Consider the following 14,014-nt stretch of genomic DNA (forward strand, 5'->3'; position numbering starts at 1 on the left):
GAAAACAACTTGAGCATTTTCAGTAAATTATTCGGCAAACCACAAACAGAACACCAACAGGAGGAAACAACCATGACAAAATTGAACATCGGCATCATCTTAGGATCAACACGTGAAGGGCGCTTAAGCCCGCAAGTAGGAAACTGGGTAAAAGAATTGGCAGACAAACGCGGAGACGCGAACTACACAATCATCGATATCGCAGATTATAAATTGCCGCTGTTAGGCGAAAATGGCGGTGACGCATCAGGTGCAGCGGCATGGTCTGAAGCAGTCGCAAAACAAGATGGCTTTGTCTTCATCGCACAGGAATACAACCACTCCATTACAGGATCGTTGAAAAACGCACTCGATTACCTGCGTGTGGAATGGAACAACAAAGCTGCCGGGATCGTATCCTACGGTTCAGTCGGCGGGGCACGTGCTGCAGAACATTTGCGCGGCATCTTGGGTGAATTGTCAGTGGCAGACGTACGCGTCCATCCGGCATTGTCCTTGTTCACGGATTTCGAAAACGGAGCTGAACTGAAAGCGGCGCCTGTACAAGCAGATTCAGTGAACCAAATGCTGGACCAGGTCATCCCTTGGTCAACAGCATTGAAAACCATCCGCTAGTTTTTTTACGATATAAGTTGAAGTAATAATGCAACATAGTCGATATTCCGCAAAACAGCTGCGAAGACATTAGCCGTAGCTTGCGAGGAGAATGTCTTTGCGACGTAGTGCGCAGCACGAAGGAGCACGGTTTTAAAAGCTACGCTATGGAGACGGGTATGGTCTCCGCTATTTTGCTCCATATCTTTAGAGATTTCTCTCAACGCCGGCGCGGCTCATCACTGGGCGGGCGCTTTGTTCATAGTACCAAAGCATTTTATATATTATTTGTCTAATTCAACTTATATAATCACAGAGTGTGCAGAAACACCCGCACATTCTGTTTTTTTCGCTACAATGGAGAAATAGAGGGAATGGAATAGAAAATGGCTTATCGTATTTCTTCGTGCGTTTATTAACACATCCCATCAGCAAAGGAGCAGGTAAACATGATTTCAATTGATCCGGAACAAAACGAGGAACGCGACAATTACAAGCTGTTGGTCGGTTCGATCATTCCGCGCCCTATCGCCTTCGTCACCACACAGTCCGAAGAGGGCGTCGTCAATGGCGCACCGTTCAGTTATTTCAACATCGTCTCTTCCAATCCACCGATGGTTTCGCTATCGATTCAACGGCCCACAGGCGAGCGGAAAGACACGGCACGCAATATTTACGGGAACGGTGAATTTGTGGTGCATATTGTGGACCGGGACAATGTCGGAAAGGTTAATGAAACTGCGGCTTCCTTGCCGCCATCGGAAAGTGAAGTGGACATGGCGGGGCTGACAAAAGTGCCGAGCACTAGAGTATCGGTGCCGGGCGTCAAGGAATCAAAAATCCGTATGGAATGCCGTTTGGTGCAGTCTGTCCCGTTTGGCGGCGACGGTCCGGGCAGTGATTTGTTCATCGGTGAAATCGTCCAGTTCCATGTGGACGAAGCCATTTATGAAAATGGCCGCATCGATCCAAGAGGACTGGATGCCGTCAGCCGTTTAGCCGGATCCAGTTATGCAGCGATGGGTGAAATTTTTTCATTGGATCGGCCGAAATAGAAAACGGGGTGAAACAGATGAGTCTGGCAAGTTACATCGGCTGCAACATCGAAATACCCGAAACAGATGAAGATTCGGAGGATCTCATCCACATCGACAATTGCTTTTCGGAAAAATACAATCGGGAGGCTGTAAAAAAACATCAATTTTCGACTCCATTTATATACGAGGTTTCCACCGATTGGGGAATCGAGATTTCTGCAGGTATTTCCCGGGAAACGTGTATGGAGTCTAAAGTGAAACTGATGCGGTTGTGTGAAATTATGGAGAACCATCTCAGTGAAGGGGATTTCTTTGAACTTTACAGCTGCTGGATTGGGGAAGAGGACGACGACCGCGCTGGGGAAATTACCTTGCAGCTGGGTGGTTTTGATGTGGAACAACTTGAAATGCCCGAAAAGACACTAGTGCGGTTCGTAAAATAATTCCCATTTCACAGCAACGACAAGAAAATCGGTTTGGGTTCGAAAAACAGGTGTTGATTAAAGAAGAGTTGAATAATAAAAGCAGTTGATTTCTCAACTGCTTTTTTCGTTTAAATTGATCTGACAGAATGCAGGCCATTCGCCAGCAGGTGAGTGAACTTGTCCGCTGTCAGCGGCCGGCTGTAGTAATACCCCTGGATTTCGTCACAGCCCAGTTTCTTCAGCAACGCCAGTTGTTCTTCGGTTTCCACCCCTTCGGCTACGACTGACATGTCCAAGCTGTGGGCAATGAAAATCATGGCTTCGACAAGTGCCCTATCGTAAGGGTTGGAAGCCATATCCTGGACGAACGGCTGGGCAATTTTCAAGTGATTCAGCGGGAACCGCTTCAAGTAATTGAGCGATGAGTAGCCAGTGCCGAAATCATCGATGGCAATGCGGACACCCAATCTTCTCAATTTCTGCATTCGGGAAATGGCTTTTTCCGCATCGTCGACAGCGACGCCTTCCGTAATCTCCAATTCCAGTGAAGACGCCGGAAAGCCGGTTTTTTCAAGTGTCTGGCGGATCATGCTCATCAACTCATCGTCAAGAAATTGCAGGGGCGATAAATTCACGGCCAGTTTCAGTTGGGAGTAACCTGAGTCATGCCATAGTTTGGCTTGCTTACAGGCTGTAGAAAGCACCCATTCGCCCATGGGAAGAATCAGGCGGGTTTCTTCTGCGAGTGGAATGAATTCTCCAGGAGAAATGGTTTTGCCCGCTGGAGTCTGCCAGCGGATCAAGGCTTCCATGCCGATGATATCACCTGTTGCGGCTTGGATCTGCGGCTGGTAATGCAGGATGAACTCTTCTTTCGCGATAGCCCGGCGCAGCTCATTTTCGAGTGCAATTTTTCGGGAAGCGATAAAGGCCATGTCATCCGAAAAGAACTGAAAATTGTTTTTGCCTTTTTCCTTGGCGTTGTACATGGCACTGTCTGCATGTTTCAGCAGTTCATCCGGTGTTTCGCCGTCTTCCGGATAAACGGCAATGCCGATGCTCATGGAGACATGCAATTCCTGTCCCTGGATGGTCAGGGGTTTTTCAAGAGCTGACTGCAGCCTTCGGATCAAAGGCACCATATCTTGCTGCGAATGGAAATTATTCAAAATCAATGTGAATTCGTCGCCGCCCTGCCGGGAAATGGTATCGTTGGAACGCAGGTTTTCCTGCAGTTTTTGGGCGAATTCCTGCAGCAATAAATCACCGAATTCATGGCCGAATGTATCATTGACGTTCTTAAAGCGGTCCAAATCAATGAACACTACAGCGAGTTTCTGGGAAGTCTGACTGGCAGCCGTCAAGGCGCTTTCCAGCTTCTCGAGATAGAGCCTTCTGTTCGGCAGGCCGCTCAATGCGTCATGGTAAGCCATGTGTTTCATTTGATCGACGGCTTTTTCCAACAGATCATTTTTGGAAGTGACTTCCTCTGTGCGTTGCTCCACTTTGTGCTCGAGAACAGAGGTCAGTTGATGGTAGCTGGCCAGTAATTTTCGGTTATCCCGCAACGTGAAGACTTGTCTGGTGATAATGAGAATGACTGAAACGCCAGCTCCTGCGATTAAGCCGTTCATGTCTCCTTTTTGTTCAAAAATCATGACGACAAACAGCAGAACAAGGCTGAAATAAGGGAGCAGCAAGCGCAGGGAAATTTGTCCTTCGTCGATCCGTTCGGCAACTTTTTGGGGCGGTGCTTCTGTATGTTCCAGTGCATACAAACCGGCGAGAGCCATCAACAGCAGGCCGAGAGACCATAATGGATCGTAAATACTGCCGGAACTATACCCGCCGTTAGCAGTTGAAAAGAGATAAGCGGTATCTGCCAGAACTTGAACGATTAAGCTCGCTGCAATCAAGCACAGTACCCGGCGCGGAAAAAAGTAAGCAGAACCGATGTAGAAACTGACGGCACCAAACAATAAGAGTAGATCTCCAATCGGATAACTGATGGATACAGCGAAAAGAATGGGAGATACAGAAACTTCTTCTATTAAAGGTTGGATCAGAAAATGCCAGCTTAAGGCTGTGGATACGGCGATAATAATGGCCATATCGAAAAGAAATTTAATCTGATAGGAGTTTTCCTTCTTTTGTCCAAGCTGGTAAGCGAAAGCTGCTATGTAAAAAAAGATTTGAAGGAAGAAAAACAGGTCAGCCCATCCGGGATAGCTGACTTCCACATGTGCAATATTACGGCTATAGAACCAAATGCCTTCGGCGACTGAAAAGCTGTAACATCCGAGTGACGTCAATAACCAAAAATAGCGGTCCTTGCTGAAAGATTTCAAAAAGACCATGAATAGGACCGTTCCGGCAATTACAGGAACCAAGGGGATCAGCCAGGACATAAGGCTGATTCCCGACAGAGGCATAATGCTGCTGTCCAAACCAAGTAAAGTCCAAGCATAGTAAAATAAGATATAATTGAAGCTGCAATAGATGAACAGCTTCTGGATTTTGGAAAGAGCGATAGTTTTCACCTCATTAGGTCTGAAAAGAATAGAATGCCGAATTCTGAATTTATTAATATTTCCTCTATTATAGACAAGTTCCTCCTATAAAGGAACAGTGTGTTTACAGATAATAACAATTTCTGGAGAGTGGAAAGGAAATCTTGAAAGAAAAACCGACTTGGCAATGAAACAGTAAGTTTGTAACTGTACCCGAAAAACGGGATACTAGGTCTATATGCAGAAAATGCAGCGGGCCTGGGTTTTCAGCAGCCGGAAAAAGCGCGAAATTCCCGAAGCTTGCAAAAGGAGGATATTCAATGTCGATTTATTCATTCCAGACAACATTATCGAACGGGGAAGAAATGCCTCTCGAGACTTTAAAAGGTGATGTCCTGCTGATCGTCAATACTGCAAGCAAATGCGGATTGACTCCTCAGTATGAAGAATTAGAAGAGCTGTACAAAAACCATAAGGAAAAAGGTTTGCAGATTGTCGGTTTCCCATGTGACCAGTTCGGCGGACAGGAGCCCGGTACAGATGAAGAAATCTCGGAATTCTGTTCCGTCAACTATGGCGTCAGTTTCCCTCTTTCCCAAAAAATCGAAGTGAACGGCGAAAATGCTCATCCGATTTATGAGCACTTGCGCAGCAAAGCGCCAGCGGATGCAGAATTCGATGAAGCAGGTGCTTTGCAGAAAGAAGACCGCGACATGCTGGAAAGTTCCGATATCCAGTGGAACTTCACTAAATTCCTGGTCGACCGCAAAGGAAATGTCGTCCACCGTTTTGCGCCGACCGTAAAGCCGAAAGCGATGGAACAGATTATTGAGCGATTATTGGAAGAGTCTCGCTAAAAGGCAGAGCAAGATGAACAGAAAAAGCACAGCCGAAACAGGTTTTACTCCTGTCTTGGCTGTGCTTTTTGATTTGTTTAAGCTTCATTTAAAGAGTGGTATACAACAAGGAAATCACTGCATACGAAACCAGCCAGATCAGCAAGGCGAATGTGAAATTCATTTTATAGGCGATATAGACAGATGACTTTCTGCTGATGGCGGCGAGCAGCAGGTTCAACCCCGAAAACGGTGAGGTCATAATGGCCAGCATCCAGCTGGCGAACAAGCCGACACCCAAATACAGATGGTCTTCCGCAAATAGCGGGGAGTTGCTCAAGGTGATGGCCAGGATGGTAGCGGTAATGATGGGATGAATGCCAATCCACGACGGAATGGTCATCAGCACTGCCAGGACCGGAAGCAGCAGCAGGACATGGGTGATGTTCAAGCTCTCGAGAAGGTAACGGATCCAATCATCAGCTCCGTTGTTTAGAAGAGCAGTGCCGAATGCGCCAGCCATGATGAAAATCGATAATTCATTGCCCATAGAAGCGACTTTTCCGGTCGCATAGCCTTGCAGGTTTTCAACCAGCTCGCGCGGCGTGCCCAGCAACAATGACCATACGAAAGAGACCGCGATCGCCGCTAAAGGAACAATCGTCAATACCGACAACTCGGTCAGATTTTCGATGACGAGAATCATCGCAGTGACGGCCAGCAGGATCAAAGCGAGTTCAAATACTTTTCTTTTAGCAAGCTTCAATGGGACCGTGCTCTTTATGGAAGAGGCTTCTGGAATAGGACGGCTTTTTCGCCGTTCATTCCAAAAGCCGAGAACCATCATGATTACGGTGATGGCAAGGCCAATCGGGAAAAGCTGAAGCCAGCTGACTTCAAAATAGGAAAGCACCAATGCCATGGAAATAAAATACGGCGACCACATGAACGCCATGACGAATCCTCTGCTCATCGCCTTTAGACGGACTTCGTCAAATGGTTTGAAGGACGGTGTATCAGTCAGGTCGTAGAGAATCGGCAAAGTCCCGACGTTCATGACGGCGCCGATGCTGCCGGCAGCCACGGTCGAGAACAGGTACAGATGATGCGTTTTTTTGATGTAATGAGCAAAAATGACTTCTATGTATTTCAGGTACTGACCCTGCTGGATGGGAACGGACAGCAAAGGGACGAAAATGAAAATCGCCAGCAAGTTGATGTTGGTCTGAAGCGCCATGAAAAATTCCCGGATGCCTGCTGAGGTTGGTTCCAACAATAATCCGACAGCAAACAGCACCGAAATCAGGATTTTAGGCATCCGCGGAAGCGTCGGGAAATAGGAAACGAGCACGGCCAGCGCAAACAGGCTGATCAAAAAAGGTGCATAAGGGATGGGGATGAAGAATGACAGCAAGTAGATGCCTCCCATAAGCAAGGTGCTGAGAGGGCGGATGGCCGGTTTCATAGAGAGGACTCCTTTGCGAGATACTGTAGTGTGTTTTTTCTCAGTTTGACAGAAAAATTCCAGGGCGTCTTGGGAAATGCATCGATTTCAGCAGCCGAGCTAAGTGTTTTTCTGAATATCCATTGTTTCCATCGCATGACATAAGAAAAAGCCGAAATCTGAGAATAACAGATTTCGGCTTTCTTATGTTCTGGAAGAGACGGAATTTACAGCTTCATCAGCATGCCGTCCAATGGGCGTTCCATTTGAACCTGCATCCACTCGGCGGTTTCGACGAGCTTCTGAAGGTCGGTGCCGGTTTCTGCGCCCATACCTTCAAACATATTGACCATGTCTTCCGTGCAGACATTGCCGACAGCTTTTGGCGCGAACGGGCAGCCGCCGAGGCCGGCGATCGACGAATCGAAACGGCGGACACCGGCCTGGTAACCCGCCAGCACATTGGCAAGGCCGAGGCCTCTGGTGTTATGGAAATGAAGGCCCAACTTGATGTCGCTGCCGAACTGGCCTTGGAACTGCTGGACCAGATCCTTGACTTGCAGTGGATTGGCCAATCCGGTCGTATCGGCCAAGGTGATTTCAGTGGCGCCGGCGCGGGCGAAGCGTTCGGCAATTTCCAATACGCGGCTGGCCGGTACATCTCCTGAAAATGGACAGCCGAAGCTGGTGCCAAGTACCGCGGCCACATTTTTCTGTGCACCGGTTGCTTCTTCAATTACCTTGAGCAATTCCGTTACGTTTTGGTCCACTGTTTTTCTGGCGTTCTTGAGGTTGAAGGCATCGCTGGTTGCTGTAACGACGTGATAGGTATCGACTGTGGTTTCGAGTGCCCGTTTCAAACCCGAATAGCTGAGAATCAGTCCGGCATATGAAACACCGTCGATTTTCGGGACTTGCTTCATCACTTCTTCAGCATCGGCCATCTGCGGCACCACTTTGGGATTGACGAAAGAAACGGCTTCAATTTTTCGGATGCCGGCGTCGATGAGTCGAGTGATCATTTCAACTTTCTGGTCGGTGCTTACTTGTTTTTTTTCATTTTGCAGCCCATCACGGGGGCCGACTTCACAGATTTCAATCATTGCGCTTCCCCTTTCCATAATTCGATTTGCGGGTTGTTCAATTGAATCAGTACATCATCGCGACCCTGGTATATGTGTTCTTGCATCGCAATCTTTGCGCGTTCCGGTTCCTTGTTCTCAATCGCGTTCAAGATGGTTTTGTGCACTTCGAGAGAACGGAGCAGCTGCCGTTCGTTATACCAATAGAATGAACGGAAGACGAGTGGAACCACGACCACTTTCGAAATCAGCAATCGCAGATGTTCATTGTTTGCTGCTTTGAAAATCTCTTCGTGAAATTCCTGGTTGGTCTGCTGAATATGTTTAATGGTAGCGATGTCCGATCGCTTCCACTGCGAAATCGCTTTTTCGTATTCCGCATTTTTGGCACGTATGGCTTCGACTTCTTCTTCGGTCCGGTTCAAAGCGGCTTCACTGGTGCCGTGGCTTTCAAGCAGAGCGCGTACATTGTATATTTGCCGGATGTCGTCTGTAGAAAATTCCCTGACGATATAGCCTCTTCGTTTATAAGGCACGATCAATCCGTCCGTTTCTAATTGCTTGATTGCATCACGTATAGGCGTCCGGCTCACCTGCAACGCTTCTGCAAGCGCCTCTTCGGTCAAACGTTTACCAGGTTCATATTCTCCTATAATAATGGCGTTTTTGATGGCAGTATAGGGGTTCATAAACTAATCACCTCGCGATTATTGTATACAATAAATAAAATAGAATCAATTAAATAATTTGAAAACTTCGTATTTAAAGGTTTTATTATAAAAATAAAATGAATTTCACATTTTTTGTTGACGGATTGTATACATTGTGATATTTTTTTAACAATTACTAATTGTTTGAAAATTTAATGTTCTTTTTCGGACAGAAGTCTTTTAATGCTGCCGATGATCTAAGCAAGACAATCAGGTAGGAATTGTGATTGAAAATATTTTGGGGGTGCTATAGATGATGAAAGAAAATGAAAGAACAATAGTTGGAGAAACATCGACGATGACCGAAGAAAGGGAGAGACTGCCGCTTGAAGGCGTCCGCGTGCTGGAATTGGGTACATTGCTGGCGGGGCCATTCACCGGCCGCATGCTGGGGGACTTTGGAGCGGAGATCATCAAAATCGAAGCACCCGACAAAGCGGACCCGATGAGGCAATGGGGCAAGCAGAAAGACGGCGAAGGGTTGTGGTGGCCGATCCAGTCCCGCAACAAGAAATCGGTGACCTTGAATTTGAGAACACCGGAAGGGCAGGAAATCTTCAAGGAACTGGTCAAAGAAGCGGACATCATCATCGAGAACTTCCGTCCGGGCACCATGGAGAAATGGAACCTTTCTTATGAACAGCTTTCGGAGATCAACCCGAAAATCATCATGACAAGAACGTCCGGCTTCGGCCAGACGGGACCTTACAGCAAACGTGCAGGGTTCGGCAGTGTCGGCGAAGCGATGGGCGGCATCCGCCACGTCACCGGATTCCCGGACCGGGCACCTTCAAGAATCGGTGTGTCCCTGGGCGATACGTTGGCGGCTTTGTTTGCGACCATCGGAACACTGACGGCATTGAATGAACGCCATCATTCCGGCAAAGGCCAGATGGTCGACACGGCAATTTACGAATCGGTATTTTCCGTCATGGAAAGCACGGTGCCGGATTACCTGTTGACGGGGTATATCCGCGAGCGGATGGGCAATATTCTGCCAGGAGTCGCACCGTCCAATATCTATTTGACGCAGGAAGGCACCTATATTGTGATCGGCGCCAATGCAGACGGTGTGTTCAAACGGCTGTGCGAAGCGATGGGCCGTCCGGAACTTGTGGAAGATCCACGATATCAGACACATCACGCCAGAAGCGACCATATGACGGAACTGGACCAATTGATCGAAGAATGGACGAAAACACAGAAAACAACAGAAGTACTGGAGCTGCTTGCTGAAAAAGGCGTGCCATCCGGGTTGATCTATTCGGCTAAGGACATTGTGGAAGACCCGCATTACGCCGCACGTGACATGATCATCAAAACCGAACATCCGGTACTTGGCGAATTCCCGATGCCTGGTGTGGTGCCGAAACTCAGCCGGACACCTGGGAAAGTGAAGCATGTGGGAGCGGAGTCCATCGGCAAGGACAACGCAGCCGTCTACGGGAAATTATTGAACTATGACGAGGAAAAATTGAAGGAGTTAAAAGATAAAAAAATCATCTAAGCGAAAGAAGGGAGCACCTATGGGAAAAACGCTTTATGAAAAGATCTGGGACCGTCATGTGGTGGTGGAGCAGGAAGCGCAGCCGGACATCATTTACATTGATCTTCATTTGATCCACGAAGTCACGTCACCTCAAGCTTTCGATGGGCTCAGGCTGGCAAATCGCAAAGTCCGCAGACCCGACCGGACATTGGCGACGATGGACCATGCCATCCCGACGACGGACCGCCACCTGCCGTTCGAAGACAAAATAGCAGAAAAGCAGGTGGAGGCATTGCGTCAAAACTGCAAGGATTTCGGCATCAAATTATTCGATCTGTTCAGTGCCAGACAAGGAATCGTCCACATCATCGCGCCGGAACTGGGCCTGACGCAGCCCGGCCAGACGATTGTCTGCGGGGACAGCCATACAGCGACGCATGGGGCTTTCGGGACATTGGCGTTTGGAATCGGCACAAGCGAAGTGGAGCATGTCCTGGCCACCCAGACGCTGAAGCAGTACAAATCCAAGACGATGGCAGTGAATTTCAACGGAGAGCTGCCGATCGGTGTCACAGCCAAAGATTTGATCCTTGCGCTGATCGGAAAATACGGCCATGATTTTGCGACTGGCTACGTGCTTGAGTACCGCGGCGAAGCCATCCGCAGACTGACGATGGAAGAACGGATGACAGTCTGCAATATGTCCATTGAAATCGGGGCACGCGCCGGGCTGATTGCGCCGGATGACACCACTTTCGACTACTTAAAAGGAAAGGAATACGTGCCGCAGGGAGCAGAATGGGAAGCGGCACTCGAAGACTGGCGCCAGCTCCAAAGCGACGAAGATGCCCGTTTTGACCGGGTTGTTGACTTTGATTGTTCCGAAATCGAGCCGCAGGTGACATGGGGAACGAATCCGGGGCTGGTCGCCAGTGTCAACGGCACAGTGCCGGGGCCTTCGGACGTGCCGGAAGAAAAACGGCAAATGGTTGAAAGCGCGCTGGCCTACATGGATTTGAAGCCGGGAACGGCCATAACAGATATCGCCGTCAATACGGTCTTTATCGGATCCTGTACAAACGGGCGCATTCAGGATCTGCGGGAAGCAGCAAAAGTGCTCAATGGCCATCATGTGGCTCCGGGAATCCGTGCTTTGGTCGTGCCGGGTTCACAGTCGGTCAAGCAGCAGGCAGAAGACGAAGGGTTGGATAAAATCTTTACGGATGCCGGCTTTGAATGGCGGCAAGCCGGGTGCAGCATGTGCCTCGGCATGAATCCGGACATCGCGAAGCCGGGCGACCGGATTGCTTCTACATCGAACCGCAATTTTGAAGGGCGGCAGGGAAGAGATTCCCGGTCGCATCTGGTCAGTCCATCCATGGCAGCTGCGTCTGCAGTTGAAGGCCATTTTGTCGATGTCCGCAACTGGCCGGTCAAAATCGGGGAAGGGGTGTAATCATGGAAGCATTCAAAACACATACCGGGATTGTGGCGCCGCTGGACCGTGCGAATATCGATACGGATGCCATTATCCCGAAACAATTCCTGAAACGCATTGAAAAAAGCGGATATGGCCAGTACCTGTTCTATGACTGGCGCTATAACGATCATGAAGAGGAAAACCCGGATTTCCTGCTGAACCGGGAGCCCTACCGCAGCGCGTCAGTTCTGTTGACGAGGGAAAATTTCGGCTGTGGCTCGTCACGCGAGCACGCCCCGTGGGCCATTGAGGATTTTGGCTTCCGCGCCGTCATCGCTCCGTCATTTGCCGACATCTTCTATAATAACTGTTTTAAAAACGGGATTTTGCCGCTGCGGCTGCCGGCGGAAGATGTGCAGCAGCTGTTTGAAAAAGCGGCATCCATTCCGGGCTATCAACTGACGGTCAATCTGGAAGAAAACGTCCTAACTGACGGACAGGGCTTTGAACGCGAATTTGAAGTGGATGAGTACCGGCGCGAGATGCTGCTGAAAGGTTTGGATGAAATCTCGTCAACGATTCAACATGAAGCGGAAATCACTGATTTTGAACAAAACCATAAAATCCATTACTCGCTGTGACAGGAAATCGCGAATAAAAACAGCACTCATTAAATCTAAGTACGCAGAAAAGGGGCTATCATATGGACCATAAATCAATCAAAGAACCGATCCGCAAAAAATGGATCTGGGTTGTTCTCGTCTTAATCGTGCTCGGCAACGTTCCATGGTATATGCCGGTCGGATCCTATGAGCCGCTGATTTTAGGGATTCCATACTGGGCGTGGATTATTGTCGGTTTTTCTCTCTTACTCTGCGCTTACTTGAGCTGGGCGACATTGAAACAATGGAACATCGTGGAGGACGAGGAAGAAGAGGAGAAGAGGGGGAAGCTAAATGAATGAACTGGTCTTTTCGGGTCTGGACGGTGTCCTGATCTTGTCTGCCTATGCTGTCATCATGCTGCTGATCGGGTATTTCTCCGGGCGCGGCGATAAGACGCTTCATGACAGCATGAGCAACTACTACCTGGCCGGCAAAAATCTCGGCTTTATCGCTTTGTTCTTCACACTGTACGCGACGCAATACAGCGGCAACACCATCATCGGCTATGCGCCAACCGCTTACCGGACCGGTTTTGCCTGGCTGCAGTCCATCACGTTCATGACCATTATCATCGGGGTGTATTTACTGTTTGCACCGAGGCTGTATGTGGTGTCGAAACGGCTGAACTTCATCACACCGGCTGACTGGATCACTTACCGCTTTAAATCAAAAGCGGTGACCATTCTCGCTGTCCTGTTGATGCTCTGGGGACTGGGCAATTACCTGCTTGAACAGCTGGTGGCAATCGGACAGGCGGCTTCAAGCCTGACCGGCGGAACCATTCCGTATCAGGTTGCCGTGATTGCTTTTGTTCTGGTTATGCTGATTTACGAATGGCTCGGCGGCATGAAGGCAGTTGCTTTCACAGACGTCATGCAGGGACTGGTGTTGATGGTAGGGATCGTAATCTTCCTCATCGGAGCCGTTTACCTGGTCGGCGGAAACTTTGCCGGGGCCACACAGTTCATCGCTGAAACGGAACCTGCCAAGCTTGGTGTTCCGGATATGATGACCTCGGTCAACTGGCTGAGCATGATCCTGCTCGTCGGTTTTGGCGCCGCCATCTATCCGCATGCCGTCCAGCGGATTTTCGCTGCTGAAAGCGAACGGACGTTGAAGCGTTCGTTCTCCCGTATGGCATGGATGCCGCCGATTACGACCGGACTGGTTTTCGTCATCGGAATTTTAGGGATCGCGCTGATTCCGAATTTGGATGTTGCAGGATCGGAGCAACTCGTCGGTATGATGGCCAATGAAATTGCCGGCATCAATGGGTTCTTTTATTGGATCATGATCATTTTCTTCGGTGCGATTGTCGCAGCGATCGTCTCTACCGCCGATTCCGTGCTGCTCAGTTTCTCATCGATTGTATCAAACGACATTTACAGCCGCTTCATCAACCCGAATGCACCGGAACGCAAAAAAGTGCTGGTCGGTAAAGTCACCGGTGTCCTGGCTGTTGGGATTCTGCTGTGGATCGCCTGGTATCCGCCGGCGACGCTGTATGAAATTTTCGTCCTGAAATTCGAGCTGCTGGTTCAGGTGTTCCCTGCATTTGTGCTCGGGTTGTACTGGAAACGAATGTCTGCGTCTCCGGTATTCTGGGGCATGCTTGTCGGGGCAGTCATTGCCGGCGTCCTTACGTGGACCGGCCATAAAACAGTATTCGGCGTCCACGGCGGCGTCATTGGCCTGGCTGCCAACTTCCTGATCGCGGTGGTCGGCTCTTACCTGGTGCCGGTGACTGTAACAGAGGAAGAAGCGGAAGACTTGAAGAAAATCGACTTGGCCTGACGGAAAGG

The 14,014-nt window shown here is 49.1% G+C and carries 13 protein-coding genes; 9 read left to right on the plus strand and 4 right to left on the minus strand.

Annotated elements, in window-relative coordinates; genetic code table 11:
• Positions 1-72 precede the first annotated feature (72 nt).
• From QMA01_RS08975 to QMA01_RS08985, 3 genes are all read left to right on the plus strand, one after another.
• Entirely contained in the window at positions 73-615 is a 543-nt protein-coding gene (locus tag QMA01_RS08975; protein WP_290183749.1) for an NADPH-dependent FMN reductase, read from the plus strand.
• 428 nt (positions 616-1,043) lie between these two features.
• Positions 1,044-1,649 (plus strand): flavin reductase family protein, encoded by a 606-nt coding sequence (locus QMA01_RS08980; protein ID WP_290214789.1) that lies wholly within the window; start codon positions 1,044-1,046, stop codon positions 1,647-1,649.
• 17 nt (positions 1,650-1,666) lie between these two features.
• Positions 1,667-2,074 (plus strand): hypothetical protein, encoded by a 408-nt coding sequence (locus QMA01_RS08985; RefSeq protein WP_290214790.1) that lies wholly within the window; start codon positions 1,667-1,669, stop codon positions 2,072-2,074.
• Between the two features lie 110 nt (positions 2,075-2,184).
• Here QMA01_RS08985 and QMA01_RS08990 read toward each other — a convergent pair whose 3' ends face one another.
• Entirely contained in the window at positions 2,185-4,464 is a 2,280-nt protein-coding gene (locus tag QMA01_RS08990; RefSeq protein WP_290214791.1) for a putative bifunctional diguanylate cyclase/phosphodiesterase, read from the minus strand.
• A 422-nt stretch (positions 4,465-4,886) separates the two neighbouring features.
• Here QMA01_RS08990 and QMA01_RS08995 point away from each other — a divergent pair, with 422 nt between their 5' ends.
• Positions 4,887-5,423, plus strand: coding sequence for a glutathione peroxidase (locus QMA01_RS08995; protein WP_290183753.1), 537 nt, complete (start codon positions 4,887-4,889; stop codon positions 5,421-5,423).
• A gap of 88 nt (positions 5,424-5,511) precedes the next feature.
• Here QMA01_RS08995 and QMA01_RS09000 read toward each other — a convergent pair whose 3' ends face one another.
• From QMA01_RS09000 to QMA01_RS09010, 3 genes are all read right to left on the minus strand, one after another.
• Complete coding sequence (locus QMA01_RS09000) at positions 5,512-6,867, minus strand: hypothetical protein (RefSeq protein ID WP_290214792.1); 1,356 nt, start codon at positions 6,865-6,867, stop codon at positions 5,512-5,514.
• 206 nt (positions 6,868-7,073) lie between these two features.
• A complete protein-coding gene (locus QMA01_RS09005; protein ID WP_290214793.1) occupies positions 7,074-7,949 on the minus strand; it encodes a hydroxymethylglutaryl-CoA lyase in 876 nt (291 codons plus the stop codon).
• Complete coding sequence (locus tag QMA01_RS09010) at positions 7,946-8,617, minus strand: GntR family transcriptional regulator (protein ID WP_290214794.1); 672 nt, start codon at positions 8,615-8,617, stop codon at positions 7,946-7,948. Before QMA01_RS09010 ends, QMA01_RS09005 begins: the two co-directional genes overlap by 4 nt.
• A gap of 319 nt (positions 8,618-8,936) precedes the next feature.
• Here QMA01_RS09010 and QMA01_RS09015 point away from each other — a divergent pair, with 319 nt between their 5' ends.
• The 5 genes from QMA01_RS09015 to QMA01_RS09035 all read left to right on the plus strand — a co-directional run bounded on the left by QMA01_RS09015 (position 8,937) and on the right by QMA01_RS09035 (position 14,006).
• Entirely contained in the window at positions 8,937-10,145 is a 1,209-nt protein-coding gene (locus tag QMA01_RS09015; RefSeq protein ID WP_290214987.1) for a CaiB/BaiF CoA transferase family protein, read from the plus strand.
• A 19-nt stretch (positions 10,146-10,164) separates the two neighbouring features.
• Entirely contained in the window at positions 10,165-11,583 is a 1,419-nt protein-coding gene (leuC, locus tag QMA01_RS09020; RefSeq protein WP_290214795.1) for a 3-isopropylmalate dehydratase large subunit, read from the plus strand.
• A 2-nt stretch (positions 11,584-11,585) separates the two neighbouring features.
• On the plus strand, positions 11,586-12,188 hold the full coding sequence (gene leuD / locus QMA01_RS09025) for a 3-isopropylmalate dehydratase small subunit (RefSeq protein WP_290214796.1): 603 nt from the start codon (positions 11,586-11,588) through the stop codon (positions 12,186-12,188).
• 62 nt (positions 12,189-12,250) lie between these two features.
• Positions 12,251-12,511 (plus strand): hypothetical protein, encoded by a 261-nt coding sequence (locus tag QMA01_RS09030; RefSeq protein WP_290214797.1) that lies wholly within the window; start codon positions 12,251-12,253, stop codon positions 12,509-12,511.
• Positions 12,504-14,006 (plus strand): sodium:solute symporter family protein, encoded by a 1,503-nt coding sequence (locus QMA01_RS09035; protein ID WP_290183764.1) that lies wholly within the window; start codon positions 12,504-12,506, stop codon positions 14,004-14,006. The genes QMA01_RS09030 and QMA01_RS09035 overlap by 8 nt, the downstream gene beginning before the upstream one ends.
• Positions 14,007-14,014: the final 8 nt, after the last annotated feature.

Origin of the sequence: Planococcus notacanthi (genome assembly GCF_030407825.1) — a bacterium.
Taxonomy (GTDB): domain Bacteria; phylum Bacillota; class Bacilli; order Bacillales_A; family Planococcaceae; genus Planococcus; species Planococcus notacanthi.

Bases quoted from the DNA above. Each gene is read 5' to 3' on its own strand.
- QMA01_RS09010 (WP_290214794.1), bottom strand. From the start codon at position 8,617: ATGAACCCCTATACTGCCATCAAAAACGCCATTATTATAGGAGAATAT.
- QMA01_RS08980 (WP_290214789.1), top strand. From the start codon at position 1,044: ATGATTTCAATTGATCCGGAACAAAACGAGGAACGCGACAATTACAAG.
- QMA01_RS09000 (WP_290214792.1), bottom strand. From the start codon at position 6,867: ATGAAACCGGCCATCCGCCCTCTCAGCACCTTGCTTATGGGAGGCATC.
- QMA01_RS08995 (WP_290183753.1), top strand. From the start codon at position 4,887: ATGTCGATTTATTCATTCCAGACAACATTATCGAACGGGGAAGAAATG.
- QMA01_RS09035 (WP_290183764.1), top strand. From the start codon at position 12,504: ATGAATGAACTGGTCTTTTCGGGTCTGGACGGTGTCCTGATCTTGTCT.
- QMA01_RS08975 (WP_290183749.1), top strand. From the start codon at position 73: ATGACAAAATTGAACATCGGCATCATCTTAGGATCAACACGTGAAGGG.
- QMA01_RS08990 (WP_290214791.1), bottom strand. From the start codon at position 4,464: ATGTCCTGGCTGATCCCCTTGGTTCCTGTAATTGCCGGAACGGTCCTA.
- QMA01_RS09015 (WP_290214987.1), top strand. From the start codon at position 8,937: ATGACCGAAGAAAGGGAGAGACTGCCGCTTGAAGGCGTCCGCGTGCTG.
- QMA01_RS09005 (WP_290214793.1), bottom strand. From the start codon at position 7,949: ATGATTGAAATCTGTGAAGTCGGCCCCCGTGATGGGCTGCAAAATGAA.
- leuD (WP_290214796.1), top strand. From the start codon at position 11,586: ATGGAAGCATTCAAAACACATACCGGGATTGTGGCGCCGCTGGACCGT.
- leuC (WP_290214795.1), top strand. From the start codon at position 10,165: ATGGGAAAAACGCTTTATGAAAAGATCTGGGACCGTCATGTGGTGGTG.
- QMA01_RS08985 (WP_290214790.1), top strand. From the start codon at position 1,667: ATGAGTCTGGCAAGTTACATCGGCTGCAACATCGAAATACCCGAAACA.
- QMA01_RS09030 (WP_290214797.1), top strand. From the start codon at position 12,251: ATGGACCATAAATCAATCAAAGAACCGATCCGCAAAAAATGGATCTGG.